Genomic DNA, 18,855 nt, shown 5'->3' with positions numbered 1-18,855 from the left:
ATTATTGGGAATACTACGGGTTACCCCCTCCTTGTACGAACACATACGGACTGAAGATCGGAAAGCAGAGCCGCATTTTTGAAAATCGGATGGGACCGCTTTCACTATCTTATTATAATCTCGTTGAAATATTATTTCAAGAAATTTTTAAAAAGACAATTTTTTATTTTACAACAAAAATGGATTCCCTTATACTAAATTCAAGATACTACGTCCACGAAGCAGGTGATCATGATGAAGCTTGTCCTTGGAATCGATGGCGGTGGCACGAAGACGGAAGCGCTCGCTCTCGATCAGAATGGAGACTTGCTGCTGCGGCTTACCGGCGAATCGACGAATCCTCACGCCGTGACCTTTCCCAAGGCCATGCGGAATCTCGGTGAATTGCTCGATGCTGCGTTAGCCTCTCCTGCCATACAAGGCTTCGACTTGACGGCCGCCGCATTGGGGCTGTCCGGGGTGAGCACGGAGGAGGAGCAGCGGGCGGTCCAACGTTATTTGCAAGACTATCAGAAGGAACGCCAAATGACGTTCGACGTTTCCTTACTGCATGATGCGCAAATTGCGCTGATGGCTACTCTCGGCCGGGAGGAAGGCATTATCGCCATATCGGGTACGGGATCGATCGTCTTCGGACTATCGCCGGAGGGAGAGCGGTATCGCGTTGGAGGCTGGGGGCATCTCCTCGGGGATGAAGGCAGCGGTTACGAAATCGGCTTGCGCACTTTACGAACGATCATGAGAAGCTTCGACGGCATTATCCCGCCGACCCGGATGACGGATCTGCTCCTCGAAGCCTACGGCTTCTCATCCCTTGCAGAACTCAAGCCTTATATTTATAACGATTCCATCCAGAAGAGCGACATCGCCAAATTTGCCGAAATTTGCATCCGTGCTAGCGAAGATGACGACAAGGCGGCGGTAAACATTCTCCTGTATGCAGCCGGCGAGCTCGCGGATGCGGCCATTGCGCTGATCGGGAAAAACGAATGGTTCCAAGCATGCGATCTCGTTACGACCGGATCCATTTTCACTCACTCTTCGCGGTTCTCCGGATTGTTCAGGGAAAAGGTTGCGGGGACTTATCCAGGGGTAACCCTTCACGCTTCCACCCAGCCGCCTGCATACGGCGCCGCATTACTCGCGCTAAAACGATACCGGGAGCATAACAGCCTATGAAACACCCTTCAAAGGAGTCGACTGAAATGTACAACTTGTTAGACGAACTGACGACCGAGCAGGTCAATCCTCGAAGCCGGAATATCGACCGTTTATCTACCGAAGAAATCATCCGGCTCATCAACGAGGAAGACCGGCAAATTGCGGTCAAAATTCAAGAGCTTGCGCCGGAAATCGCCAAAGCCGCGGACTTTATTCTGCAGTCCTTTCAAAAGGGCGGGCGCTTGTTATATATCGGAGCTGGCACAAGCGGCCGTCTCGGCATCCTGGATGCAAGCGAATGCCCGCCTACCTACGGTACGGATCCGTCTATGGTCCAAGGCGTCATCGCCGGCGGCGATCGCGCCATTAAAGATCCCGTCGAAGGCGCGGAGGACAATCCGAAAGAAGGCGCCGGCGACATCGACGCTCTTGGCGTAGGGCCGGACGACACCGTGGTAGGGATTGCGGCAAGCGGCAGAACCCCCTACGTGATCGGTGCGATGAAACGCGCTCGGGAGCTGGGCGCTACCGTAATCGGCTTGTGCAACAACAGCGGGACGCCTATGCGCGACTGCGCCGATCATATGATCGAAGCGGTCGTCGGTCCGGAGGTCGTGCTCGGCTCGACGCGGATGAAGGCGGGTACGGCGCAGAAGCTGATCCTAAACATGCTGACGACAACGGCCATGATTCGGATGGGCAAAGTTTACGACAACCTGATGGTCGATTTGAACCCGTCGAATGCCAAACTCGTTCACCGCGCCAAAAGGATCATTGGGCTGGCTACGGATGCGACGGATACCGCAATCGAAGAGGCGTACCAGCAGGCGGACGGGCATGTGAAGACGGCTATCGTCATGCTGCTCGCAAATGTCGACCGTCATAACGCCGACAAGCTTCTTACCCGCTCCAACGGGTTTGTGCGCGAAGCCGTCAAGCTGGCATCGGAAGCATAAAGTAGAGCGGAGGGTCACACTTCCGTTTTCCATACACGCAAAGCAAGAGGCTGTCCCGAAAGCCATGAAAATGGCGACGGGACAGCCTCTCCGTTTTATGCGATCGCTCACAAATTTATCAACAAACCACGCTAACAGACACGAACAGGTTTCACTAACCGACCGCATATACTGGTACTTACGGAACACACTACTACCTTTATTTGTTGGCTACACTTGCTGCCTCACTTACTGACTGCATTTACTGACTGTACCACTGACTGCACCACTGACTGCATCGCTAACCACTCCCACTGACTGCACCACTAACCACACCCACTGACTGCAGTCCCCACCTACTGGATACGTCCCCTCACAAAGCAGTGAACGTACGAGCGAGCAAAATAGTGAACACAAGTTCACTATTACTGAACCTATCTTCACTATCCCAGCTCTAAAACACGACTCCATGCAAAATAGTGAAGCAAACTTCACAAATAGTGAACCTCACGGCCAAATAGTCCCGTCTGCTTCACTATTCGCTCGAAAGAGGGTCAACAGAGTAGTAATAGTGAACGCAAGTTCACTATTACTGAACCTGAGTTCACTATCTCGGGCTCAGACTTTTGCCTTCATGCCAAATCGTAGCGGAATCCCGGAACCTTTCACAAATGGCGAACCTCACGGTCAAAAAGAAAAGGATTGAGCAGGAATCGTACGCTGCTCAATCCTTTTTTTGCAAATACCCCTTGTCTACTTCAGCTTCCGGGACTGCTAGACACGCGAAGCTTTCGCTTATACCGGCGACGCCGGTTCCAGATCCGCCTTCCCTCTGTTCTCCGGTGCTACCGGCTCCGTTTGGTCCGATTCTTCCTTCTGCGGCACCAAGATCGTGGCGACCACATCGTCCGGGGCCGATTTGAGCTCAATGCCTTCCGGCATCGGCAAATCGCCGGCATGCAGCAGATCGCCCATCTCCAAACCGCTCACATCGAATGTAATGGCTCCCGGGATCAGATCGGGCAGCCCTCTAATTTCCACCTCATGCATTTGCACCTGCAAAATACCGCCGGTTTTAACGCCCTGCGGCTCGCCCGTCAGCTCGACGGCAACCATCGTGCGCACCGGCTCATTCATGTTGATCTGGTGGAAATCGATGTGCAGCAGCGAACGGCTCAGCTTATCGCGCTGGACGTCCTGAATCATGACAGGCTGAACGCCCTCATTCGGAATATCCAAGCTCACAATCGCATGCGGATTGCTCCGCAGCAGCGTCAGCAGTTCCTTTGCGTCTACCGCAATCGAGGAACTGCCGATCTTCTTGCCGTATACCGAACCGGGAATTTTACCGCTTTCCCGCAGCTTCTTGATCTCCGATTTGGTGGATAGCGAACGGGCTTCCGCCTTCAACGTCATACCCATGTTTGGATCCTCCTTTGGCGTAATTCCTCGCGCCGGCTTCCGGCGGCTCATCAAGCCCGCTCGAAACCGGTTTAAGGCACATTGCTACCCTATACTTTACCCAAATGGAGGAATTTCCAAACACCGATATACCGCATCAGCAATGCCGCCTCTATCAATCTTGCGCTTTTTTCGCCCGAAACCGCTCACGCAGCTTCTCCGCGTAGCCCGCTTTATTCACCTGCCGCTCCCGTGCGATTGCCACATCGTTCTCGGATACGTCATTGGTGATCGTCGATCCGGCCACTACATAAGCCGCATTCCCGATCTTCACGGGTGCGATCAAGTTGACGTTGCTGCCGATGAACGCATCGTCACCCACTTCGGTCAGCTGTTTGTTGAAGCCGTCATAATTGACCGTAATCGATCCGCAGCCGAAATTGACGTTTTTGCCTACGACCGCATCGCCCACATAAGTCAGATGGGACACCTTCGTGCCTTCGCCGATCGTCGCATTTTTGATTTCCACGAAATCGCCGATCTTGACGTGCTCGCCGATTTTCGCCCCCGGGCGCAAATAAGCAAACGGCCCTACGGACGAGTGGCTGCCTACGGTCGCTTGATGCAGAATCGATTGCTTAATCTCGACCAGATCGGCAACCTTCGTATCGGCCAGCTCCGTATACGGACCGATTACGCAATCTTCTCCGATCTTCGTAGCTCCCTTCAGCACGCAGCCCGGCAGCAGCGTCGTATCGATGCCGATCTCTACGCCGTCCTCGATATACGTTTGCGCCGGATCGACGATTGTGACGCCGTTCAGCATATGCCCGCGCACAATCCGCTCCCGCAAGAGGCGTTCCGCTTCGGCCAATTGAACCCGGTCGTTGACCCCCATCGCTTCCGTCGGGTCGTCGGAAATGCAGCCGATAATTTTATCGCCTTGATTTTTGAGGATACCGATGACGTCAGTTAGATAGTATTCCTTTTGCGAGTTATGATTGGTTACCTGCGCGAGCGCAGCAAAAAGCTTCCGATTGTCGAAGCAATAGGTTCCCGCATTGATTTCCGGGATGAGCGCCTGCTCCGGCGTGCAGTCCTTCTGCTCCACAATCCCCGTCACATAGCCGTCCTCTGTACGGATTATGCGCCCTAGACCTGTCGGGTCCTTCACGACGGCTGTCATGATCGTTGCCGCAGCCCCTTGCTCGCGGTGCATCTCAAGCATTCTGCACAGCGTCTCCTCCCGCAGCAAAGGCGTATCGCCGTAAGCGACGATCGTAACGCCTTCCTCGTTCTCCAGCTGCTCCTTCGCCTGCAACACCGCATGGCCGGTCCCCAGCTGCTCGCTCTGCATGGCGAATTCAACGCGGTCCCCCAAATAGGCTTGAACGGATTCCGCGCCGTATCCGACGACGACGATCTGGCGGTTCGCCCGCAGCCGTTCGATAATGCCGACCACACGCTCAATCATCGGCTTTCCGCAAATCTCGTGCAGCACCTTATGCTTCTTGGTTTTCATCCGTTTCCCTTGCCCGGCGGCAAGAACGATACTAAATAATTTCAACGAATCTCACTCCGTTTCTTTCGAGCATATAGAATCATCATATGAATAAATTCAACGTCCGTTGCTATATAAATAGCCACTATGAATATATCGCACTCCGCGGCAAAAGAAAAGAGAGCCTCTGTAGGCTCTCTCAGCGTTGCTGCAATCATGCCCCTTCTTCAATCACGTCTTCCTCAGTCGCAGCACGCTCGTATTCAGCCAGCACGGCGGCTTGAATTTTCTCGCGGGTGGTAGAAGAAATAGGATGGGCGATGTCTCTAAACTCGCCGTCCGGCGTACGTTTGCTCGGCATCGCTACGAACATCCCGTTGTTGCCGTCGATTACGCGAATGTCGTGAACGACAAATTCGTTATCAATCGTAATCGATGCAATCGCCTTCATTCTCCCCTCGGAGTTAACGCGGCGGAGTCGTACATCTGTAATTTGCACTTGTGTTCACCACCTTTTTCCATCAAGGACTTGGTGGTAATATTCCACAAATTTACGTTAATTCCTTCTTTTTTTTGGAGCAAAACGGAAATATTTTCGAATTATTTTTTGTTTTTAAAATGTTTCGACATTTCTCGATGCAATCAGCTCGATTTCGACAAAAACATCCCTCGGAAGCCGCGCCACTTCAACGGTTGAGCGTGCTGGCTTATGGTCTCCGAAGTAGGTTGCATAGATCTCATTGACCGTTCCGAACTGGTTCATATCCTTCAAAAAAACCGTCGCTTTCACGACGTCCTGGAAGGATGCTCCCGCCTCCGAAAGCACCGCCTGCAGATTCCGGAAAACTTGGTGCGTCTGTTCCGCAATTCCGCCCTCGACAAGCTGACCGTCCGGTCCAAGCGGAATTTGGCCTGACGTGAAAACGAGATTGCCCAGAGCGATAGCTTGCGAGTATGGGCCGATAGCGGCGGGCGCTTGATTCGTAGCAATCGGTGTCGGTTTCATCATTTGTCTCCATCCTTCTTGTCAAAATAATTGCCAGGCACGACCGTCGCCTGCCGGCTTCGCGAATCGACGACCTTCAAGCGGGCCAGCGATATGTAGTCGTCCACCAAATGCTCGGATACTTCGCCGGATTCGATAAACACGCCGACTCCAGCCACCTTCGCGCGGAATTCCTGCAATAAATCCATCATGCCGCGTATCGTTCCGCCGGCTCGCATAAAGTCGTCGATGATGAGCACCCTCGACTCCTCTTTGAGCGCTCTGCGGGCAAGCGACATGGTCTGAATCCGTTTATTCGAGCCGGATACGTAATTGATGCTTACCGCGGAGCCTTCCGTTACCCGGTTGTCCCTGCGCACGATCACGACCGGTAAATTCAAATACGATGCGGTTGCGTAAGCCAGAGGAATCCCCTTCGTCTCCACCGTCATGACAACGTCAAAGTCGCGGCGATAGAAGGCGGAAGCAAACGTCTTCCCGATTTCGTTCAAAATGCCGGGCTGACCCAAAATGTCGGACATATACATAAACTCTCCCGGAAGGATGCGTTCCGGCTGCTCAAGCAGCTTGCAAATGTGCTGAACGAAGGAAAGCGACTGCTCCATAGGCACCTTGGGGACGAACTTTACGCCGCCGGCGGCCCCTGCGAGCGTTAGCAAATCGCCGAGTCCTTCTTCTTCGCTCACTTCTTTAATAATCGCCAAATCTTCGCTGATCGACGATTTCGCCGAGCCATACCGTTCCGCGAAGGTCGTTAGCGGAATTAGCGTATGGGGGCGGCTCAATAAGTATTGCGTCATTTCGACCAGTCTTGCGCTTCGTTTCAATTTTTTCATGGGCGCCTCCCTAAAGCGTTTCCGAGGAAACGCACTTCGTAAGCCTAACCGTTCTCAGCAAAATCCGAATATTATATTGAGAATATAGCATTTTTATACGGCTTTTTTCAAGTTTCCCATGAAAAAGAAGCGAAAATGCCACGCAAGACGAAGAAAATAACGAGAATGTGATGCAAGTGACGCACTTCAAAGACCGGCCGGAGAATAGATGCCGATACGACGGCGATTCGGCTGTTTTCAGTTACGTCAGCAGCCGAACGGCATACACTTCTTTACAAAAGCCGCGCAGGCCGTTATAGATACGCGCCGCTTTGTTTTCTTTGGCCACAAGGCCGAATACGGTAGGACCGCTGCCCGACATGAGTACACCGTCGGCTCCGAGCTTAACCATGCACTCCTTCAACTGTCTAACCTCCGGATACAGGTCAAGCGTCACTTCCTCCAGCACATTGCCAAGAGAAGCGCAGAGTCTTTCGAAATGCTTGTCCTCGATCGCGGCGCGCACTTCCGCCGTGGAGGGATGATGCTTGATCGCCTTCGCGTTCAGCTTGCCGTACACGTCGGCTGTCGAAACGTTAATCGGAGGCTTGGCCAAAATGACCCAGCACTGCGGGGGCGCTTCGATATGCTCGAGCAGCTCGCCGCGGCCCCGGGCAATCGCCGTCCCTCCGGTTACGCAAAAGGGAACATCCGAACCGAGCTCGGCTCCTAGCCGCATCAGCTCCTCCGTGGGGATGTTCAGCCGCCACAGACGGTTCAAGCCGCGCAGCGTCGCTGCAGCATCGCTGCTGCCTCCTGCTAGTCCGGCCGCTACGGGTATTTTTTTGTCCAAATGAATATAAACGCCTTGCTTCACGCCGTACCGTTCTTTGATAAGCCGGGCCGCTTGAAAAGCAAGGTTTTTCTCGTCCAGCGGGATATAGCCGGCTTGGCTGGAAATAATAATCGTATCTCTGGGCAGCTCCTGCATTTCGAGCCGATCCGCAAGATCCACCATTGTCATCATCATTTCCACTTCATGATAGCCGTCTTCCCGTTTATAGAGCACATCTAGCGATAAATTAATTTTAGCCGCCGCTTTTTCCAACACTTTCATTGCAAACACCCTTTGTCAGCACATTAACATGCACAATAAGCCTCTGCGAACCCATGTATAACTTAACACATTATAGCAGACCCCCGTGAGAAAAACATCTTTGGCGCGTAATGGCCCCCACAGCCATGCGTCTTTTTGCCGGGTGTTATACGCCAGGTTTGACAGTTCCCTTCCTCTTCGGGGGTTTTTTTTCATGGAAACGGGCGGTCGCCACGGCCATTTACAAAAAGGCAGCCGAGTCCTCTTGCCTTCGGCTGCCTGTCTTTTCGGGAAGCTACCGCTCAGCGGGGATGCCGAATTCTTACACAAACCGCAGCAAAACCATAGTACGCTCGAACTTAACCCCACATTTCTACGGTCATGTGGCGCTGTTTCCGCCCGGTTCGATCCTCGCTGACTTCACGTTAACGGGGCGTTCGGTTGGAAATCGATTGTTCGGCCAGCTGGATCGCCCTTTTTACCATATTGCCCGCTTCTTTCGTCGTTATGCCGCCCCAGCCTTCGCGTTTAACGGTATCGGCGAAACCGAGATCCTGGGCAAGCTCATACTTGAACTGCTCGGACATGACACTGCGTCTTCTTCGAGCCATTCGCATTCACCCTCCTTTGCTGCAGATTAGGCTTAGTATGCGAAAACCCCGCAGGAATTACATATCGCCGCAACAAAAAGAATGAATTCCCAAATTCGTAAAATAAAAGTCTACGCTAGCCAAATACAAGGATAAACGTCTTCGTCTTTTTTGATGGCACGTTTACCGAGAAGTCGAACAATCAGCGGAGGATGTACTCTGAGACTTAAATAAAAACAGCAAAATCCTTAGCGGATTTTGCTGTGTATGATCGGCATTCTAATGCTGAATACATGTAATTCTGACTTGTCCGTCATCGTTGCATACCGTTACTTCAACGGACTCCGTCAATATATCGGCATAGCTGTAGGAAACGCGCTTAAATGCGCTTTGCTCCTGATCAAGCTTGACGATGAACACGGAAGGGTAGGTTTCCTCCAAAACACCGGAGCGTTCGACCGTCTTGCGGCGGCCCCCGTTAGCTCGTAGTACAATCTTCTGTCCGACGTGTGGCTCCATACTGCGTTTAATCTCCAACAGGGCATTCTTCGCCATGTAGCTACCACCTCTTTCCTAATTGAGTATAACCCATTTAGAGGTAGTATGTCAAATTGAGACAAATATTATATCAGCCACCAAAAGCTATTGTCAACGGCATTTTTTCTACATTTGCCTATTTTTTTTAAAAAAAAGGAATCGCTACGTTCACAAAATGTTCATACTTAAAGCGTTTTCACTTTGTCAACACGAGGTTACGGCACCGCAAAGCTGCATGCCGGGTATACGGAGGCCACCGCCATTCCGTCTCGTATCGCTCCGAATGTACGTCAAACATGCGCCTGACCCTCTCCGCGGATCGGTTTGAAGGGTCGGCGCATGCCGGATAAGCGAACGGAGTTGAGAACGACCGTGGACTTTCGCCCGTGTACATAACCTCGCCTTGCCGTCTCTTCACGTCGCGCTGGTAGATTGCGGATGCGCTCCCACGCCTGTTTGCAGGCTCGGCAGCCCGATCCGGTAGCTCCCTCTCGTCTCGATGCCGCCCAGACCGTCAAGACCGCTCATCGTATGGTGGATAACATCGACGATGTGAACCGTTTCTTTAATGGGAGTCAGCGATACCTTGGAAGCGATGTACAACGGGTCAAGCGCATGGATCAACACACGGCGAGGCGAGCTTGCAAAATTGGCGCCGGCCATCAGCAGCGCTTCGAAATAAGACTGGCAGGCGCCGGCGAATATGACGAGCGCATCGCGGTTGCGTTCGTATTGCCGGGCAACATTTACGGCGTTTACGAAATGATGGGAGTTCTTATAACTGGCCAAATTGCGAGCGCCGTCCGCACTTCTCGTCCGGATCAGGCCGTCATGGCCGGTCAGCACAACGATATCCGGCTTTAACTGCGGCAGCAGCCGCTGAAGCGCATCCGCCATCTGGGATTCGGGCACATAGAAGCCCTGTGCGGGCACGCCGAGCTCGTTGTATAAATCCATGCTCTTGCGCATGTAGGATTGGTCTCCATCCAAATGCAGCACTTTTCCCGGCACTTCAAAATAAGGGTGCGCATCCCGCATCTCCTGTTTTAGCAGCGCCCTATTCCTGTCCGCCTGTCCCCGGCGAAACTGCTCCATGCGGCGCATCGACTCCGCTACCTTGGCTTTCATCGCTTCTTCATATCGATTACGGCTCGATTCGCTGAGCGCGGATAGATCAGTTAGGGGCGAATCCGCAAGCAAACGGAAGTCGGTCCCTTTAAGCAGCGCCTTTTGCTGCATAAGCTGCTGGATCCGAAATACGATATCCCCATTATAGGATTTTCTGACTACAAGGTCACCTTGCCGCATCGCAAAATCGCCTCCTAGTCTTTATCCTATGGCCTCCTTAGGCGTTTGGTGTATGCACTTCGGAAATTCCACCGCAAACAGCTTGTACGCCCTCTCAGCTCAGTGCTGCGCGAAGCGCGTTGCTAAGGGCGGCATATTCCGCGATCGACAGCGTCTCGCCGCGGCGAGACGGTTCGATCCCGCAGCCGCGGAGAATGCCTTCAAGCGCCCCTTTCGTTTCTTTGGTGAAGAACCTGGCGGACAAGTTGTTCGCGATCGTCTTGCGCCGCTGGGCAAAGCTCGCCTGCACAACCTCGAAGAAAAACGACTCGTCCTCAAGCTGAACGGGAGGCGATTGCCGTACCTTCAGTTTAATGACCGCGGAATCGACATTCGGCTGCGGAATGAACACCGTATGCGGTACGATGGCGACCAGCTCCGGCTCGCAGTAGTATTGGACGGCGATACTCAGACTGCCGTACTCCTTGCCGCCCGGCGCGGCCGCCATCCTTTCTGCGACCTCCTTTTGGATCATGACGACGATATTCTCGAGCGGCAGCCGTTCCTCCAGCAGCTTCATGACGATCGGCGTCGTCACGTAATAAGGCAGATTTGCCACGACGCTGACGCCCGTGACCTGTCCGAACTGTTCCTGGAACAACTCCGCCAGCGACAGTTTCAGCACGTCGCCATGGACGACGCTGACATGCTCGTAGCCGCCGAGCGTATCGGCCAGAATCGGCAGCAGCCGCTGATCGATTTCAACGGCGACAACCTTCCCGGCCGTTTTGGCCAGCTGCTGCGTTAAGGCGCCGATGCCCGGACCGATCTCCAGCGCGCCTTTCGTCGCGTCCAGTCCGGCCGCCTCGACGATTTTTCGAAGCACATTCATATCGATCAAGAAATTTTGCCCGAGGCTCTTCTTGAGGGAAAACCCGTATTTTTGAATAACTTCCTTCGTGCGACTCGGTGTCGCGATATCGACGTTCATAGTGCCCTCCCTGCGGCCTCCAAGAGGCTTTTCATTTCTATGCTTAACCAACCCTTAAACACTAAGAGATTCAACCCCAAACCCCTTCAAAAGCGCTTCGACCCCTCCTAAATCCTCCCCTTCCCAAGGAGAGGACCCCAGGTCGCTTCACCCCTGGACCCCGAAATTCACACTCGCACCCACGGGGCCTTCTTCGATGACACTTGTATGCAAACATCACTTTCGTCCTCATCCGCATCACCCACATGGTGATACCCATGAGAACACGCTCCCATTCCGCGTTCTCCCCCCACTTTTTGCCCAATGACGAAATCCCGTAACGTTTATTCTCATTATCCCCAACGTGCCATAAACCGCATCGCGACTCCCGTCGCGAAGCTCCCTTTTCGATATCTAAACCTAGAAAGCACTACCTTATCCCTTGCCTAGCCGTTGCTTCCCCGTAACCGTTCCAGCGCTTCGGCGAACTGCCGTTTGGTGATTTGGAACATTTGGCACCGTTTATAGAACTGTTTGCCGTTAGCATACCCGATCCCAAGCAGTTTGCCCATTTCGAGCCGGTTTTGGGAAGCTTGGGGATGAACGATGAGCCCGGCTTCCATTAAGTCCTCCCAAGCGATCTCGGATTGCTCCCGGGTGAAGTCCGTCTTCACCGCGGCAAGCGCCTTGCGGATCGTATCCGGCGAAGCGTTCTCGATGCCGATGTCCCCTTTCTTCGTTGCTTCCTCCTGGGACAGGAACGCATGTTTGCACCCCGGCACCCGTGCCGTAATGAGCCGCCTCAGCCGTTCCCCCGCATGATCCGGATCGGTGAATATGATAACGCCCCTCTTTTGCTGAGCAAGCTCGATGCGGCGGTACACATCCTCATTGATGGCCGATCCGCCCGTCTCGATCGTCTCCGCATCGACCGCTCTTCGGATGGCCGTCGTGTCGTCCTTGCCTTCTACTACAATAACCTCTTTGATCATGACAAAGCCTGTCCTTTCCTGTATGACGCTAGCCGCGTTTCGCTTTTCAATCAACGTACCACGAAAGCATCTATATGTAAAATAATGTCCCGGACATATCGGCCAACCTGCAACAAAGACAAGCCGAGCAGCGTTTAATAAGTAATCGCCGATTCACCGGCAAACCGAAGAAATCCGTAGCCCTGAAAGCCCCCGAATCGTCAAAAAGAAGAGACGCATGCACGCCTCTTCTTTCAATAAACGTATTAGATAGCCAGCAAACAGGCTTGCGATTTTTCCATCCGAACTAGTCTGTGGAAGGTTTTTTCGGCCCTATAACATAAATGGTATAGCCCCGTTTCATGCCGAACTTGTTCGCGTAATCCTCGCTGTCGAAGAAGACGTCGATCTTGTTCCCTTTGACGGCGGAACCGATATCCTCCGCGCGGCGGAAACCGAGTCCTTCGATATAGACCCACCATCCGAGCGGGATGATGCTTTTATCGACCGCAATCGTGCGCCCTTCGGTAGCTGTCGTGCCGGTATAGGTCATACCGTAATACGGGTCTTTGGACGTCTTATTGCCGTTATCCGCCGAGTAGGCCGTTAACGTGACGTTCTTAATGATTTGCTTATAGCCGAACTGTACGCCGTTCTTTGTGACATCGTCCACCGTCGGCGAAGATGCCGAAAGAGGCAGAACGACCGGAACCTTCGTACCGATAGCGACGACTTTATTTACGCTTGCCGCCTGCACGGTTTCCGCAACGACGTTCTCCTCGACAAGCGAGCCGTCCTCGTAAACCTTTTGCTTCTGTACAAGCTTGGTGCCTTCCTTGCCCTCCTGAACGGTTTCTTCCTTACCCTTCAGCAGATTGGCATCCTTCTTCGTCTCCGTTTCGAAAGCGATCGGAACCGCGTGCTCCTCGATCTCCTTCTTGACGCGGACGATTTTGATCGGCATGCTTGCCGCAACGCCCGTATCCAATTCCGGGGATATTTTATCTTCCGCCCCGAGCGATATATTGAACTCCTGCAATGCACTTCCAACCGTTTTCCCGGTTGTGTACAAAGTCTTCGTCTCTCCATCGGCCGTCACAACAATTGGTGAGGTAAAATCAATCGTAAATTTATCTCCGCTCTTGATACGCGTATCAAGAGTCGCAGACACCCGATCGTGCTCGCCAATCGAAATGGCTTGTTCATCCAGTAGGCGTTGCAGGGTCCATTGCTTTGTTTTCACAACGGTCTCTTTCCCGTCAACCACCACAGATACGCTTTTGGTAGCCGTACCGTACAACAACATGAAAAACATGAAAGTCAGTGCTATCGAGATTAATGCAATTATGCTTACCGTGCGCACATTTTCATGCTTCCAACGCAATGCGAAGGTCATGCTGGATGATCGTCTTACATGGGTGTCCTCAAGCAGCTGGGTATCGCCCACTTCATTCGGTCCTCCTTCAAAGCCCCGCCGTCAACTGTTATGCATGATTATGATCGTGACGTGACTAAGGTTTTTTTTGGGTCGTGCGTAGCCAATTTCCGTTCTTGCCTTACATCGAAACGGACGGATTTCTTCCCGCTTCACCTCCAAAATAAGGATTATTGAGTTGTCCGTGTTGGTCGAATGGGACTTTTAGGGAACGAAAAAAGCCGCAAGAAGAGGAACTCTTCTCGTGGCTCTATAAGCATAGACTTATGCTGCAGCACGACAATCGTTACCTCTCTCGTCAACGCTTACGAGGTTAGCTGACGGATTCGGACGTGAGAGTCGCCCTACACAGATATAAAGCAATCTGCGATTCACCCCTTTAACCATAACCCGCCGTCATAAAAACTTCGGCAAAGTTACTTTTGGTTCCCCCGTTCCCCATTACGGAAACTCAGCGAATTGGAAAATTGGCATCGTTATTAAGTTATTATGAAATGTATATTACGCTCTCAGGATCATCCTGTAAAGAGGGAAAAGACTATCTAAAAGAGAAGATTTCAACTAAATTTCGCTGGTTTTTATCGTTTTTTGAATATAATACACTCCACACTCGCTGTATCTCACTGACAATCACTATTTCGCATACATTCGATACAAATTGTGACAAAAGCACCAAAGAGGTATAATAAATACGGGCAAAAACATACTAGTAATTTCCACATCGGGCGGGTGTACGAGCATCCGGACTGGAAGAAAACGGGGTGGCAAAATGGAAACCATTTTACGGCTGAATGACGTGTTCGGGGGGTATTTCGCACGCAAGCCGGTGCTGCGCAATATTACGTTTACCGTCGGCAAGGGCGAGATGATCGGGCTTATCGGACTGAACGGGGCGGGCAAAAGCACGACAATCAAGCATATACTCGGTTTGCTAAAGCCTCAGCAAGGCAGCATCACCATAGCGGGCAGAACGCTGGACGAAAATCCGGAGGCGTACCGCTCGTCGTTCGCTTATGTGCCGGAAAGTCCAGAGCTGTATGAGGAGCTGACCGTCCGCGATCATATGAGGATGACAGCGATGGCTTACGGCATCGCGAGCGACGTATTTGACCGGCGAAGCGAAGAGCTGTTGAAGCTATTTCGGATGGAAGCGAAGGCTGACACTTTACCTCGTTTTTTGTCTAAAGGAATGCGCCAAAAAGCGATGATCATGTGCGCGTTTCTTGTCGAGCCGGCCTTGTACGTAATTGACGAACCGTTCCTCGGGCTGGATCCGCTGGGGATCCGATCGCTGCTGGAGCTGATGGTGGAGGAAAAACGGAAAGGCGCGAGCTTTTTGATCAGCTCTCATATTTTGTCGACGATCGAATCGTATTGTGACGGCTTTGTCGTGCTTCATCACGGAGATATTGTCGCATCCGGAACACTCTTGGACATGAACCGGAAGGCGGGACTGGAACAGGCGTCGCTGGACGATTTATTTTACGCCCTTGTGCAAGGGGAACAACCATGATGCCGAACGAGAGAAAAAGCGGGAAAATAACCACTGACGCACGGGTCAAAGCAGGCGGGAACGACCCGCAAATTCGTGCACTTTGGCGCAAGCGGTGTGCAGACTTTTGGCGGGAAATGAATATTTATTTGCGCGATGTTGTAAGAAGCGGTTTTCCCGGCTTCGTTCTTCTGTTTGCCATTGTCGCTTCGATCGGGTATGGACAAATCTTGAAGGGAATTACGTCGGATTTCCCCCAGGCTTGGATCACGGTGCCGGTTTTGACGGTTGCATTAGCGTCCGGTCGTCCGAGAACATTCCTGAAAGATGCGGATACGATGTTTCTGCTTCCTGCAGAGTACCGGACAAGCGGTTATTTTCAAGCGGGCTTCCGCTATAGCCTGTTCATCAATGCGGGGCTGGCAATGGCTGCGACGATCGTCGTTTGGCCGCTTTACGCTCATGTGAAAGGCTCTGAAGCCGTACCTTTCGGGTGGCTTGCAATCATGATTCTTCTATTAAAATGGAGCAACCTTCTGGCATCGTGGCATGAAAGCAGAATGACCGCCAAACCGGCGCGTATTGTGTATACTTCCGTTCGCTGGGGGCTTAACGGCATCGTCATGGCCGCCCTGTTCCATTACGGCATGCTGCCGGGTGCGATTGCAGCTTTGCTCGCCGTTATCGTAACGGGCGGGATTATAGCCGCCGCTCCCAAGCACCGGATTGCTTGGTCATATCTGATCGAGCTGGAAAAGCGCCAGCTGGCCCGTCATTACCGGTTTTACAGCTGGTTCACGGATGTGCCGCATCTGCCCGCGCAAGCCAAAAACCGCACTTGGCTCATGAAGCCGCTCACGCGGATCGTGCCAATGAAACAGCAACATACGTATCTGTTTCTGTTCACCGCCACCTTCGTCCGCGGGGAGTTGTTCGGCATCGTCGGCCGGCTGAGCGCCGTAGCGGCGCTCATCGTGGCGGCGATGCCCGGAACGGGCGCGAAGGCGGTTGCCTTCGGGATCGCGCTCGCGATTACCGGGGTTCAGCTTACCGCACTTGCGGAATACCACCGCCATGTGTTCTGGCTGAAGCTGTACCCCGCCAGCGAAGCGCAGCGCATCCCGGCAGCCGCCGGCATCGCGGGCGCGGCGCTGCTCGTCCAAGCCGCCGTGCTTGCTGCCGTTTGGGCTTGCTCGCCCGGCGGCCCGGCATGGCCTGCGGCACTTGCGGTTGCCGGCGGCGTCGCCTGGGCAGCCGCATTCCGCGCTTTGCTCGCGCGGCGGTTGCGGCGCAAGCAGCAGCGCGCAAGCTGAATTCATCTTTATGCAAAAAAGCTGCTCCTTCAGGTCCTGTTGACCGGATGGAGCAGCTTTTTTATCGCATTCTTTCATTGAAGCAGTTGTTCGCTATTTCAAGCCAAATAAACGAACCGCATTCGCCGTCGTGATCGCGGCGATTTCCTCCAGGCTCATGCCGCGAATTTCCGCGGCCGTCTCCGCAACGAGCCGAACGTACGCCGTCTCGTTCCGTTTGCCTCTGTAAGGGTGCGGAGTCAAATAAGGCGAATCGGTCTCCAGCAGCAGCCGGTCAAGCGGAACCTGGGCAAGCACTTCTTTCGGCTGCTTCGCGTTTTTGAACGTGACGGGGCCTCCGAACGATATATGGAAGTTCATATCGAGACACGCCTTGGCCGTTTCCCAGCTTCCCGAGAAGCAGTGCATGATGCCGCCGACCTCGGCTGCCTGCTCTTCCTTCAAGATTTGCAGCACGTCGTGATGCGCGTCGCGGTTATGGATGACGATCGGCAGGCCGACCCTGCGAGCCAATCTGATCTGTTCGCGGAATACGCGCTGCTGAACATCCTTCGGCGACTTGTCCCAGTGGTAGTCGAGCCCAATCTCCCCGATGGCCACCACCTTTTCGTGCTTGCTCAGCTCCTCCATCCATTCGAGATCCCCAGGCTGCATATCGATGGCGTCGACAGGATGCCAGCCGACCGTCGAATAAATGAAATCGTATCGCTCCGCAAGCGCAATCGAGCTGGGGATGTACTCGCGGTTAATACCGATATTGACGATGCGCGTAACGCCGGCTTCCAGCGCCCGCTTTATCGTTTCCTCTTGATCTTCTTCGAATTGCTCTGCGTTCAGATGCGTATGCGTATCGGTTAACATGTCCTTCTCCTTTTTACGTGAGCGCTTCGTCTATCCCAAAAACCGTCTGATATCTTCCGGCACCGACGGATGCAAAACAAAATCCTCCGGATAATACAAATGGTACTGTCCCATATGAATGCCGCTGATCGAACGAACGATTTCCGAGCGCCTCGAAATTTCCGTGAGCTCTTCCTTACGGTCAAGCAGCATGATCGGCAGCTTTTCGTCGGCATCCCCCGGTCGATATACATCGTACGGCAGGTCGGACGGAAAATCAATTTCCATGTAATATGCGCTGTCTTTACCCGCCTTGGTCATATGATCGCGTATCCGCTCGAGGAACGGGACGTCGAGATGCTCAAGCGCCACATATTTGAACAGCTTGCGGTGCAGGAACCGACGGCACAGATCCGCGAGAATGTCGTCCTTTTCGGCAGTCCACTGCATAAACACGCTTTGCATCAGCGCCTCGTCGAGCCAAAAATAATCCTGCACCGTCAGCTTCTTCTCCATCAGCTTTTGCAGCGGATACGGCATGAACGAGAAGGCGTAGCCTTCTTCCGCCAGCACCTTCGCCCGGCCTAATATTTTCCCGAGTAAAATCTCCGCGCTCCGCGTCACCGGATGAAAATATACCTGCCAATACATCTGATACCGAGACATTAAATAATCTTCCACCGCATGCATGCCGCTTTCCTTGACGACAATATGCCCTTTATACGGACGGACTACGCGCAAAATGCGTTCCAAATCGAACGTCCCGTAATTCACTCCGGTAAAATACGCGTCGCGTAGCAAATAATCCATCCGGTCCGCGTCCAGCTGGCTCGAAACGAGACCGATCACGATGTCATTCGGATACGTTTTGGAAATGACGCCCGCCACCCTTTCCGGGAAGGTCGGATCGACACGCCGCAAAATCCGGTTCACTTCCGTATCCTCCAGCACGATTCGGCACGACCATTCTTCGTGATGCGTTCCGAACGTCTTTTCGACCGAATGGGAGAACGGCCCGTGCCCGACGTCATGCAAGAGCGCGGCGCATAAACAGAGCAGCCTTTCCTCGTGCGGCCAGTCCGTATATTCGTTTCGCTCGAACTGCGAAATGATTTTGCGCGTAATCTCGTAAACGCCTAAGGAATGGGAGAACCGGCTATGCTCCGCGCCATGAAACGTCAAATACGAGGTACCCAGCTGACGGATGCGCCGCAAACGCTGAAATTCCTTGGCATTGATCAAATTCCAGATGGTCTCGTCCTGCACGTAAATATATTTGTGGACAGGGTCTTTAAATACCTTTTCCTCCGACAGCATCATTCTCATGACATTCCCTCCTTAAACAATCTTTTTCGACATTCCGACGACATATATTTTTCACATTTGTCGAATCGTGTCTGATTCAATTTCCATTTCGGCATCCCTTATCGGCACCGATATTTTGTGGCTTTTATCACACTTTTCGTGATTTCATAACGTTTTCCGCACTTATTCACAGCTATTCT

The 18,855-nt window shown here is 52.9% G+C and carries 18 protein-coding genes and 1 riboswitch; of the genes, 4 read left to right on the top strand and 14 right to left on the bottom strand.

Going from position 1 to position 18,855, the window contains the following annotated elements; all coding sequences use genetic code 11:
* Positions 1-231 precede the first annotated feature (231 nt).
* Positions 232-1,179 carry an N-acetylglucosamine kinase gene (locus ACKGJP_RS01105; RefSeq protein WP_409343877.1) on the top strand — a complete coding sequence of 316 codons (948 nt, stop codon included), beginning with the start codon at positions 232-234 and terminating at the stop codon, positions 1,177-1,179.
* A 26-nt stretch (positions 1,180-1,205) separates the two neighbouring features.
* Entirely contained in the window at positions 1,206-2,117 is a 912-nt protein-coding gene (gene murQ / locus ACKGJP_RS01100) for an N-acetylmuramic acid 6-phosphate etherase (protein ID WP_409343876.1), read from the top strand.
* A gap of 774 nt (positions 2,118-2,891) precedes the next feature.
* On the opposite strand, the gene ACKGJP_RS01095 is transcribed toward murQ, so the two are convergent.
* The 12 genes from ACKGJP_RS01095 to ACKGJP_RS01040 all read right to left on the bottom strand — a co-directional run bounded on the left by ACKGJP_RS01095 (position 2,892) and on the right by ACKGJP_RS01040 (position 13,666).
* Complete coding sequence (locus ACKGJP_RS01095; protein ID WP_409343875.1) at positions 2,892-3,518, bottom strand: 50S ribosomal protein L25; 627 nt, start codon at positions 3,516-3,518, stop codon at positions 2,892-2,894.
* A gap of 154 nt (positions 3,519-3,672) precedes the next feature.
* Positions 3,673-5,064, bottom strand: coding sequence for a bifunctional UDP-N-acetylglucosamine diphosphorylase/glucosamine-1-phosphate N-acetyltransferase GlmU (gene glmU / locus ACKGJP_RS01090; protein WP_409343874.1), 1,392 nt, complete (start codon positions 5,062-5,064; stop codon positions 3,673-3,675).
* 148 nt (positions 5,065-5,212) lie between these two features.
* Positions 5,213-5,497 carry a septation regulator SpoVG gene (spoVG, locus tag ACKGJP_RS01085; protein WP_116192233.1) on the bottom strand — a complete coding sequence of 95 codons (285 nt, stop codon included), beginning with the start codon at positions 5,495-5,497 and terminating at the stop codon, positions 5,213-5,215.
* Positions 5,498-5,611: 114 nt separating this feature from the next.
* Positions 5,612-6,007, bottom strand: a complete 396-nt coding sequence (locus ACKGJP_RS01080) for a RidA family protein (RefSeq protein ID WP_409343873.1) — start codon at positions 6,005-6,007, stop codon at positions 5,612-5,614.
* Positions 6,004-6,840, bottom strand: a complete 837-nt coding sequence (purR, locus tag ACKGJP_RS01075) for a pur operon repressor (protein ID WP_409343872.1) — start codon at positions 6,838-6,840, stop codon at positions 6,004-6,006. Before purR ends, ACKGJP_RS01080 begins: the two co-directional genes overlap by 4 nt.
* A 241-nt stretch (positions 6,841-7,081) precedes the next feature.
* On the bottom strand, positions 7,082-7,936 hold the full coding sequence (gene ispE, locus ACKGJP_RS01070) for a 4-(cytidine 5'-diphospho)-2-C-methyl-D-erythritol kinase (protein WP_409343871.1): 855 nt from the start codon (positions 7,934-7,936) through the stop codon (positions 7,082-7,084).
* Positions 7,937-8,340: 404 nt separating this feature from the next.
* Positions 8,341-8,526 carry a small, acid-soluble spore protein, alpha/beta type gene (locus ACKGJP_RS01065; protein ID WP_409343870.1) on the bottom strand — a complete coding sequence of 62 codons (186 nt, stop codon included), beginning with the start codon at positions 8,524-8,526 and terminating at the stop codon, positions 8,341-8,343.
* A 258-nt stretch (positions 8,527-8,784) separates the two neighbouring features.
* Entirely contained in the window at positions 8,785-9,060 is a 276-nt protein-coding gene (gene veg, locus ACKGJP_RS01060; protein ID WP_113036818.1) for a biofilm formation stimulator Veg, read from the bottom strand.
* A gap of 396 nt (positions 9,061-9,456) precedes the next feature.
* A complete protein-coding gene (gene yabG / locus ACKGJP_RS01055; RefSeq protein ID WP_409343869.1) occupies positions 9,457-10,350 on the bottom strand; it encodes a sporulation peptidase YabG in 894 nt (297 codons plus the stop codon).
* Between the two features lie 94 nt (positions 10,351-10,444).
* Positions 10,445-11,320, bottom strand: a complete 876-nt coding sequence (gene rsmA / locus ACKGJP_RS01050; protein ID WP_409343868.1) for a 16S rRNA (adenine(1518)-N(6)/adenine(1519)-N(6))-dimethyltransferase RsmA — start codon at positions 11,318-11,320, stop codon at positions 10,445-10,447.
* A 425-nt stretch (positions 11,321-11,745) separates the two neighbouring features.
* Positions 11,746-12,291: a ribonuclease M5 gene (gene rnmV, locus ACKGJP_RS01045; RefSeq protein ID WP_409343867.1), complete on the bottom strand. Its 546-nt coding sequence runs from the start codon at positions 12,289-12,291 to the stop codon at positions 11,746-11,748.
* A 286-nt stretch (positions 12,292-12,577) separates the two neighbouring features.
* Positions 12,578-13,666 (bottom strand): ubiquitin-like domain-containing protein, encoded by a 1,089-nt coding sequence (locus tag ACKGJP_RS01040; RefSeq protein ID WP_409347042.1) that lies wholly within the window; start codon positions 13,664-13,666, stop codon positions 12,578-12,580.
* 326 nt (positions 13,667-13,992) lie between these two features.
* A riboswitch (cyclic di-AMP (ydaO/yuaA leader) is annotated at positions 13,993-14,172 on the bottom strand.
* 302 nt (positions 14,173-14,474) lie between these two features.
* Between ACKGJP_RS01040 and ACKGJP_RS01035 the strand changes: the two genes are divergently transcribed.
* Complete coding sequence (locus ACKGJP_RS01035; RefSeq protein WP_409343866.1) at positions 14,475-15,218, top strand: ABC transporter ATP-binding protein; 744 nt, start codon at positions 14,475-14,477, stop codon at positions 15,216-15,218.
* Complete coding sequence (locus ACKGJP_RS01030; RefSeq protein WP_409343865.1) at positions 15,215-16,510, top strand: ABC transporter permease; 1,296 nt, start codon at positions 15,215-15,217, stop codon at positions 16,508-16,510. The genes ACKGJP_RS01035 and ACKGJP_RS01030 overlap by 4 nt, the downstream gene beginning before the upstream one ends.
* 93 nt (positions 16,511-16,603) lie before the next feature.
* Here ACKGJP_RS01030 and ACKGJP_RS01025 read toward each other — a convergent pair whose 3' ends face one another.
* Entirely contained in the window at positions 16,604-17,371 is a 768-nt protein-coding gene (locus ACKGJP_RS01025) for a TatD family hydrolase (RefSeq protein WP_409343864.1), read from the bottom strand.
* A gap of 30 nt (positions 17,372-17,401) precedes the next feature.
* The gene (locus ACKGJP_RS01020) at positions 17,402-18,676 is read right to left on the bottom strand and encodes an HD domain-containing protein (RefSeq protein ID WP_409343863.1); all 1,275 of its coding nucleotides are present in this window, start codon (positions 18,674-18,676) and stop codon (positions 17,402-17,404) included.
* Between the last annotated feature and the right edge of the window lie 179 nt (positions 18,677-18,855).

It is taken from the genome of Paenibacillus litoralis (genome assembly GCF_046244365.1).
Taxonomy (GTDB): Bacteria; Bacillota; Bacilli; order Paenibacillales; family NBRC-103111; genus Paenibacillus_V.
Note: the sequence above shows the minus strand (reverse complement) of the source record. Positions and strands in the feature narration are given on the sequence as shown.

Excerpts from the sequence above, each read along its gene's own strand:
- ACKGJP_RS01105 (WP_409343877.1), top strand. The coding sequence starts at position 232 with ATGATGAAGCTTGTCCTTGGAATCGATGGCGGTGGCACGAAGACGGAA.
- murQ (WP_409343876.1), top strand. The coding sequence starts at position 1,206 with ATGTACAACTTGTTAGACGAACTGACGACCGAGCAGGTCAATCCTCGA.
- ACKGJP_RS01095 (WP_409343875.1), bottom strand. The coding sequence starts at position 3,518 with ATGGGTATGACGTTGAAGGCGGAAGCCCGTTCGCTATCCACCAAATCG.
- ACKGJP_RS01080 (WP_409343873.1), bottom strand. The coding sequence starts at position 6,007 with ATGATGAAACCGACACCGATTGCTACGAATCAAGCGCCCGCCGCTATC.
- purR (WP_409343872.1), bottom strand. The coding sequence starts at position 6,840 with ATGAAAAAATTGAAACGAAGCGCAAGACTGGTCGAAATGACGCAATAC.
- ispE (WP_409343871.1), bottom strand. The coding sequence starts at position 7,936 with ATGAAAGTGTTGGAAAAAGCGGCGGCTAAAATTAATTTATCGCTAGAT.
- ACKGJP_RS01065 (WP_409343870.1), bottom strand. The coding sequence starts at position 8,526 with ATGGCTCGAAGAAGACGCAGTGTCATGTCCGAGCAGTTCAAGTATGAG.
- veg (WP_113036818.1), bottom strand. The coding sequence starts at position 9,060 with ATGGCGAAGAATGCCCTGTTGGAGATTAAACGCAGTATGGAGCCACAC.
- yabG (WP_409343869.1), bottom strand. The coding sequence starts at position 10,350 with ATGCGGCAAGGTGACCTTGTAGTCAGAAAATCCTATAATGGGGATATC.
- rsmA (WP_409343868.1), bottom strand. The coding sequence starts at position 11,320 with ATGAACGTCGATATCGCGACACCGAGTCGCACGAAGGAAGTTATTCAA.
- rnmV (WP_409343867.1), bottom strand. The coding sequence starts at position 12,291 with ATGATCAAAGAGGTTATTGTAGTAGAAGGCAAGGACGACACGACGGCC.
- ACKGJP_RS01040 (WP_409347042.1), bottom strand. The coding sequence starts at position 13,666 with ATGACCTTCGCATTGCGTTGGAAGCATGAAAATGTGCGCACGGTAAGC.
- ACKGJP_RS01035 (WP_409343866.1), top strand. The coding sequence starts at position 14,475 with ATGGAAACCATTTTACGGCTGAATGACGTGTTCGGGGGGTATTTCGCA.
- ACKGJP_RS01030 (WP_409343865.1), top strand. The coding sequence starts at position 15,215 with ATGATGCCGAACGAGAGAAAAAGCGGGAAAATAACCACTGACGCACGG.
- ACKGJP_RS01025 (WP_409343864.1), bottom strand. The coding sequence starts at position 17,371 with ATGTTAACCGATACGCATACGCATCTGAACGCAGAGCAATTCGAAGAA.
- ACKGJP_RS01020 (WP_409343863.1), bottom strand. The coding sequence starts at position 18,676 with ATGAGAATGATGCTGTCGGAGGAAAAGGTATTTAAAGACCCTGTCCAC.